The organism is Halomonas alkalisoli (assembly GCF_021412585.1).
In the GTDB taxonomy this organism is placed as follows: Bacteria; Pseudomonadota; Gammaproteobacteria; order Pseudomonadales; family Halomonadaceae; genus Halomonas; species Halomonas alkalisoli.
Genome location: NZ_JAKCMI010000016.1, coordinates 124,656 through 131,813, shown reverse-complemented (window position 1 = coordinate 131,813; position 7,158 = coordinate 124,656). Strand labels below are relative to the sequence as shown.

Sequence of the window (7,158 nt, the reverse complement as noted above, 5' to 3'; positions counted from 1 at the left end):
GCCTGGTCTTCGCCGACGACCCCCAGGTGCTGGCCAGCCTGGGCGAGCGCACCTATCACGGCCGCGCCGGCGGCACGCCGCCGCTGCGCCACCTGCGCAAGCTCAAGCAGGTCTCCCGGGTCCGCCCCGCCTCGGCCATGCTCAAGGATTACTCCTTCAAGCAGCCGGCGTATGCCCAGCTGCATGAGGAAATGGGACGTGATCTCGAGACCCATAGTCAACGGGACGACTATGAGCATTACGACTACCCCGGCCGCTACAAGGCCGACGCCTCCGGCGAGGCCTTCACCCGCATCCGCCTGGAACACCTGCGCCACGATGCGCTGACCGCCGAGGCCGAGAGCGACCTGCCCGAGCTCGCCCCCGGCCACCGCTTCACCCTCACCGACCACGATGCCGAGCGCCTCAACCGCGACTGGCAGGTGGTCTCGGTGGTGCATCACGGCAGGCAGCCCCAGGCGCTGCAAGAGGATGCCGTGGGCGTCACCGCCAGCGACCGCCAGGGCATCGGCGGCAACGACAGCACCCGCTACCACAACGAGCTGCTGCTCACCCCCGCCGACACCGCCTGGCGCCCCGAGCCCAACGCCAAGCCCCGCGTCGACGGCCCCCAGGTCGCCTTCGTGGTCGGCCCCGAGGGCGAGGAGATCCACTGCGACGAGCACGGCCGGGTCAAGGTGCAGTTCCCCTGGGACCGCTACGCCGAGCCTGATACCGCCGGGGCTGGCGGCGAAGCCGCTGTAAACGGAGCGAGTGCCTGGCTCAGAGTGAGCCAGGGCTGGGCCGGTGGCGGCTACGGCAGCATCGCCATTCCCAGGATCGGGCACGAGGTGATCGTCTCTTTCCTCGAAGGCGATCCGGATCAGCCGCTGATCACCGGGCGCACCTACCACGCGGTGAACACCCCGCCCTATGCCCTGCCCGAGCACAAGACCCGAACGGTGCTCCGTACCCAGAGCCACAAGGGCGACGGCTTCAACGAACTGCGCTTCGAGGACGAGGCCGAGCGGGAGCAGATCTGGCTGCACGCCCAGAAGGACCTGGAGCTGCTCACCAACAACGACCGCACCGAGGAAATCGGCAACGACAGCTTCCTCACCGTGCACAACGACCGCATTGGCGAGGTTCATGCCGATGACCACCTGACGGTACACGGCCAGCGGCACACCCAGATCGACGGCGACGACCACCTGATCGTCGACGCCAGCCGCCACGAGAAGATCGGCCGTGCCCAGCTGGTCGAGGCCGGCCAGGAGATCCACCACAAGGCGGGCATGAAGGTCGTGATCGAAGCCGGCGCCGAGATCACCCTCAAGGCCGGCGGCAGCTTCATCAAGCTCGACCCCAGCGGCGTGACCATCGTCGGTGCCAGCGTCAAGATCAACTCCGGCGGCAGCCCAGGCTCCGGCTCCGGCCAGGCGGCCCAGGCGCCGGCGTTGCCGAGGGAGGCGGAGGCCGCGCCCCAGTTCACGCCGATCCAGGCCCCGCAGCATGCGGCACTGCTACAGCAACAGGCGTTATGTCCTGTCTGTGAAAAGGGTGGTAGCGCGTGACGGATATGGTGAGTTGGCCACTATCCCAGGGACTGACGGGCGGCACGTGGTGCTGGCCCGATGCGCAGCGGGTGTTCCTGCTGCTCGATGGTGTACGAGTGCAGGAGCTGCCACGCCGGCTTTATGAATGGTCCGAAGGCAGGCTGGAAGCAGACCTGCTCTACGCCGGCACCCCTTGGGCCGAGGTGAAGGAGGTATCCCCGTGGCTGGTGCAGCTCAACGGGTTGAATGATCCGGTGCTGCAGGCTTTCCTCGCCGAGGGCCTGGAGCCGGAGTGGGGCTATCTGATCGAGAGCGGAGCCAGCCTTACCGAGGTCGCAGACTATTTGCGAAGCCTGATCCTGGTGCGCCACCCGCTCGACGTACCCATGCTGCTTCGGCTTGCCGACCCGGCGGTCATCGCCGCCCTGTTGCAGGAGGGGAGTACGCCGGCCTTGATACCGTGGGGGCCCATCGAGCGCCTGGTGCTGCCGGATGCCGTGGCCGATGCGTGGCATAGCTGGGCGCCGGCTGAGGACGACGCGCCCCCACTGGCGCCCGCCCCGGAAGGCTATCGTCTATCCGAGGCTCAGCTTCAACGGCTGCAGGCCTGCGATCTGCGCCGGCATGCCAGGCAGTTAATGCGCTTTGTCGACCAGCACTGCGCTGGCTGGCTGACGGAGACGAGCCGGCCGCAGCGTCATGTGCAACTCCTCGAGATCGTGCATGAAGCCCGTGGCCTGGGCTTCACCTCGCCTCGGGAGTGGGCACTGCTGTGCAGTCTGATGTCGCGCTTGGGCATTACTACCTGGCAGGGCGACGAAAGCGTTGCCGAATGTCTCCACGCGCTCACCGACCCCAAGCGAGGCAGTGTCTTGGCGCGCATCGAGGCCGCACTGGCGGCTACACCTTCATCACCCACGACATAGGGAGCATGTCACATGTCTGCGTTCGAGCGACCCACCGATGACCGCAATGACGGCGCCCTGGCCGCCTATGAACTGCCGTGCCGCGACAGCGACGAGGGTGCCACCTGTCCATTGAACAGCGGCAGCGTTCAGCTGCTGCCGCTGCGCTATGGCTTGGTCGAGGAGCTGGTGCCCGGATGTTCTACACCCTACACCTTGAGCGCGCGGCCTCTCGGCATTCGCCTGCTGCGCAACGGCTACCTCTATGTGCTCGATGGCGAAACCAACGCACTCGCCGAGTACGAGTTTCGTGAACAGGGCGATGAGATCACCGGCGGCAAGCTCGAGTACGAGACGGACCGGACCCTCTACGTCTGCTTCTCCGAAGTGAAGTGGACCGACGCCAAGCGTGCCCAGGTGCTGGAGAGCGAAGAAGATCGCGACGCCTTCATGCAGGCGGTCGACCTCTCCGGTGCCAATCCCGTTTCCGGTGGTGGGGAACACCTGATCACTACGACCCAGGCAGAAGAGTGGGTCGCGGAATTCGCCGAAGAGGCTGAGCTGGAGCAGCCCGAAGGAGGCCACGAGCAGGAAGGTGAGGCCTACCACTGGGAAAACGATCACTACTACCACAAGACCCGTCTCGGCAAGCTGCTCAAGCAGCATGAGGTCGAGGATCGCGACGAATGCCTGTGCCTGATCGTGCGCGACGATATCGGTGTCATGCGCGACCTGGCCATGTATCAGGACAACGTGGTGGGGTGGATCGATGAGTGGACGGAGGAGGAGGAAAAGCGTACTCAGCGCAATTACCTGCTCGGCTGTTATATCGAGTCCATCACACAGTTGACGGCAGAAACCATGGCGTCATTGGCTCCTGGCGAGGAAGGCTCTCCAGAGAGTGCTCTTTGGAATGATTTAGAGACACTGGACGAGCCGCATAGGGAGCATACTCGGCAAGCCGTGCTGAATTACCTCAACGAAGAGGAGCAGCTTGCCCGCTCCTACGACCCTGACTTGCCCGATGAGCTTAGAGCTAGGCTTCTTGAGGTTAGCCAAGACGCTAACCGAGCCAACGCCTCGGCAATCCTGCAGCGGCAGCAGACCGAGATTCGCCGATATCATGCTAGAGAAACGATGGCCCATGCGGATAGTGCTTTCGTCGAGCAGCACATGAACACCTTGCTCGACCTCAAGAAAACCAATAACCGGCGCGTCCGCGATATTTTGGAAGGGGCTTCTTTTGGTCAGCGCGGAGTCAATGACCTTATTCGCCGCGGCGACATGGATCAATTTCTGGAGCAGCAGCGTCCAAAGCTAGCGCGCTGGAATGCCCTACTGAACCATATCAGTCAAGACCGGGCCGATATGCTGTGCTCCAACTATTTTCATTTGGCAGCCTGGTATTTTGACGCCGATAGTGAAGAGCAGGTTGGGATGGCATTCTCGGCGGAATACGCCTGCACGCGAGATATTTGTCGAGACGATGAGGTCGTCGAAAGAATAAAACAGTGGCTGACCGAACACCCGGAGTACGATCGCCCCCTCTTTCATACTCGAAGCTTGCAGGAACAAGCCGAGTTGATAAAAAGCTATACGGCGCTCATTGCCGCCGGTTACGGCATTCTGAAACATCTGGATAGCTGGGTGGATAGGCTGAAAGAAGCCGAAGGTGGGAAGCTGCCCGACCTGACAAAATTGCCGGAAAACATACAATCCTTGGCGAATGGTGCCAGAACCAACCTGACGCCTGCAGTAGGCGCAGGGTTGGCCGGTATCATGCAGCAGATGCAGCAGGCAACCGGGCAGAATGGCTTCAACATGCCGGAGTTAGAAGACCTTTTCCGTCAGTTGAAACCGCCTGCGGCATGGGCGCGTATCGTCGATGCTGCTAAAGAGAACGGAGCGCGTTTCGTTTTCTCGACGGATAGCCTCAGGGAGCTAATAGCGCTGGTCAAAGACACCCTGCTGCTGAGAGAACGTCTGACCAGCTTGAACAATAAACGGCGGCAGGCCTCGGGGGCTGAGCGTGATCGAATCCGGGATGAGCGCCGCCGTGTACAGGCTCAGTTGGAGGCGAACGAGCATCGATTGGCCGCAGCCCTTAGCCCAGTTGGTGAGGTGGGGGCTGATGATCTCATTTTGTCGCAAGGCGAGAGTGGCAGGGCTGGCCTGGTGCTGGAGTTCGATGATGCCGGAAAGGCTGCAGCGGTCGGAAGGCTGACCAGCAATCTCCGGCAGGGAATCTACCGAGCTCCACCGGCAGGGCTATTGGGCGATGGTGTCGGGTTGCTGGTATTTATCGGCCAAGCAGTGGGGCTGTGGGCAGCTATAAAGGCTTTGAATGCTGTTCAGGAGAGTGAGGACCGCAGAGAAGAGCAGAAAGCCTTGGTTAGGCTGGCTGGAGCGGTTTTCTCTACTTCTGCGGCTGGATTTTTGGCTGGGCAGAGTATTGGTGATACAGCGCTTCAGGCTCAGGCGCGCGCCTTGGGGAATGCTGTTAACACAAGCCGTGCAAGCGGTGTATATGCTCAGTTGGGACGAATGCACTTTGGCCTAGGGGTTGCTGGGTATTTTACTGGATTCGGGGCTTCTATATTTGGATTATATAATAATAGGAGTAACTGGCAGGATGCTGTGCGTAGTGGCAACGGCAATGCTCAGGGGGCCGCTGCGCTGGCCATGGTGGGCGATGCTGGGTTAATGGGGGCGCACGGGTATGGGCTAATTTCCAATGCGAGGGCTGGTATTGCTGTTGCGCGAGGTGCCACGACATGGGCAATGGCAGGCCCTCAACTCGCATCGGTGTTTTGGCGTTTCAATGCCATAGGCTTTGCATTTTCGGTTCTACAGCTCGGGGGTGCCTGGCTCTATAACCGTCACAATATCAGTCAGCACGATCAGTGGTTGTTGCACTCTCCTTGGGGAACAGAGCAGGGCGATGAAACCTTAGAGTATTACCTGAGCGAGCTGCAGCGCATCAGTCAAGCTGCTCATATCACACTGGAAGAGGTCTACACAGAGAGTTGGCGACCCAATTGGACGCGCAGCCCCGACCACCACCGGGTTGCGCTGCATTTGCCTGGGCTATTGCCTGAGGCATTGCAGCCGCCGCTGGTGGGCCAGGCACCAGTACGCCTTTCGCTGAAGGCCTGGCAGGTACAGCCTGTGAAAATATGGCAGAAAGAAGGCACGATACGGGCACCTGAACATTGGTTGGAAGCGTCTACCGAGCTGACAGAAGCGTTGGTGATAGGGACCGATATAGATAAGGGCCATGTGGTGTTATCGGGGCGCTCACCGGCGCACCGGTCCACCCCCCATGGGTATGAGACAGAGCACTGGGTAGTCGGAGTACGGTTTGAGCATCGCGATGACGAGGGCCGCTACCAGGCAAGCGACGTCTATATCTATATCAACCCGCGTGGCGGGGCCGGTAGCGAAAAACGCTATACGCCGTCAGAATTTCCACGCCGAGGCAACCCCGGGAGCTGGTATGCTATTGATCTTTGACCGGCAGGCGATTAAGAGACGAAAAGGAATTTGACCATGCGTAACAAGACGCCGGATCTACCGCAGCCCGAGCTTTCCCAACCTCACCGTGCGGGTGATACCCAGGCGATTCCCGGGGGACGCATTACCTATCTAGCGCCGCTGCCCTTGTCGACGGGCCAGCCGCCGCTGGATATGAGCAAGGCCGTAAGCGAACTTAATGATACTTGGCTGGATTTCGGGGGAGGGTGGCCAAATGTTTTTGGTTGGCAGATGATTACCGCTGGATGGTGTGGGTTTTTATTGCTATGTGTCTTGGTTTTTCCAGCGCTTGTTTTAATGCTCATGCCAAGTATATCATCTGATAATTTCTTTTTTTTATATAGGCTGTTTTTTTGGTCAGGATTAGTAGGTGGGGCAGCTGGCTTATTTCTAATGTATATAGGCCACTATATGGGTATTCAGGACTTGAAGCGAAGCATTCCCGTTCGCTTCAACCGGCAGCGCCGCGAAGTGTGCTTTACCCTGACCGATACGCAGGAAGTCGTTTTCGTTCCCTGGGAGTCCTTGATGGCCTGGGTGGTGGAGGCTCGCGGGGCCACCCAGTACGGCGTACAGCAGCAGTACGGTATGGGGGTGGGGTATGCCCACCCGGAGACGGGCAAGTGGCTGAAGCTCGAATACGTGTCGTCGGGCTTGCCTCTGGCGATCAGCAATTGGGAAGCGATCCGTGCCTATATGGATTACGAGGTCCACTCGCTGCACGAGATTCAGGATCCGCATCTGCCGCGCGGTAAAGACGATCCGCCCTGGGAGGGTGTGCATACGCTACGCAATGCGCGTCGCGGAATGCGCGAGCGCCGGGCCAAGGGCGAGGTGGGGCCGGTCTTCGCTTTCTTCTGGTATGCCTACCACGTCATCGAACTGTGGAACCTGCCCGGCTACCTGACCGAGTGGGAAGCCAAGCGCCTGATGAAATCGCGCCCCAAGCTGCGCCCGGCGCAGGTGGAGGAGTGGTCAAAGCCACTGCCCAAGGAGCAATGGGCCAAGCCAAGCGAGGAGTTGGTACGCTTGTCAGCCGAGGTGCGCCGGTTGCGGGAGGAAAACCCGCATCGTTCCATCGAAGAGATCTTCGCCGACGCCTATCGTAGTCAGGGAGTGGTGGCCTGATTCATGGGCAAAAAATGTCCGCACCCCCAATATGGCCAACCTTCACTGACGTTGAC

4 protein-coding genes are annotated in these 7,158 nt (G+C 60.6%); all 4 read left to right on the top strand.

The window, feature by feature from the left end; genetic code table 11:
* Positions 1–1,553, top strand: a 1,553-nt coding sequence (locus tag LY622_RS05205) for a type VI secretion system Vgr family protein (RefSeq protein WP_234289916.1), incomplete at its 5' end; no start/stop codon positions are given.
* A 5-nt stretch (positions 1,554–1,558) separates the two neighbouring features.
* Positions 1,559–2,461 carry a DUF4123 domain-containing protein gene (locus tag LY622_RS05200; RefSeq protein ID WP_234289918.1) on the top strand — a complete coding sequence of 301 codons (903 nt, stop codon included), beginning with the start codon at positions 1,559–1,561 and terminating at the stop codon, positions 2,459–2,461.
* A 12-nt stretch (positions 2,462–2,473) separates the two neighbouring features.
* Positions 2,474–5,953 carry a toxin VasX gene (locus LY622_RS05195; RefSeq protein ID WP_234289915.1) on the top strand — a complete coding sequence of 1,160 codons (3,480 nt, stop codon included), beginning with the start codon at positions 2,474–2,476 and terminating at the stop codon, positions 5,951–5,953.
* A gap of 36 nt (positions 5,954–5,989) precedes the next feature.
* On the top strand, positions 5,990–7,102 hold the full coding sequence (locus LY622_RS05190; protein WP_234289914.1) for a hypothetical protein: 1,113 nt from the start codon (positions 5,990–5,992) through the stop codon (positions 7,100–7,102).
* Positions 7,103–7,158: the final 56 nt, after the last annotated feature.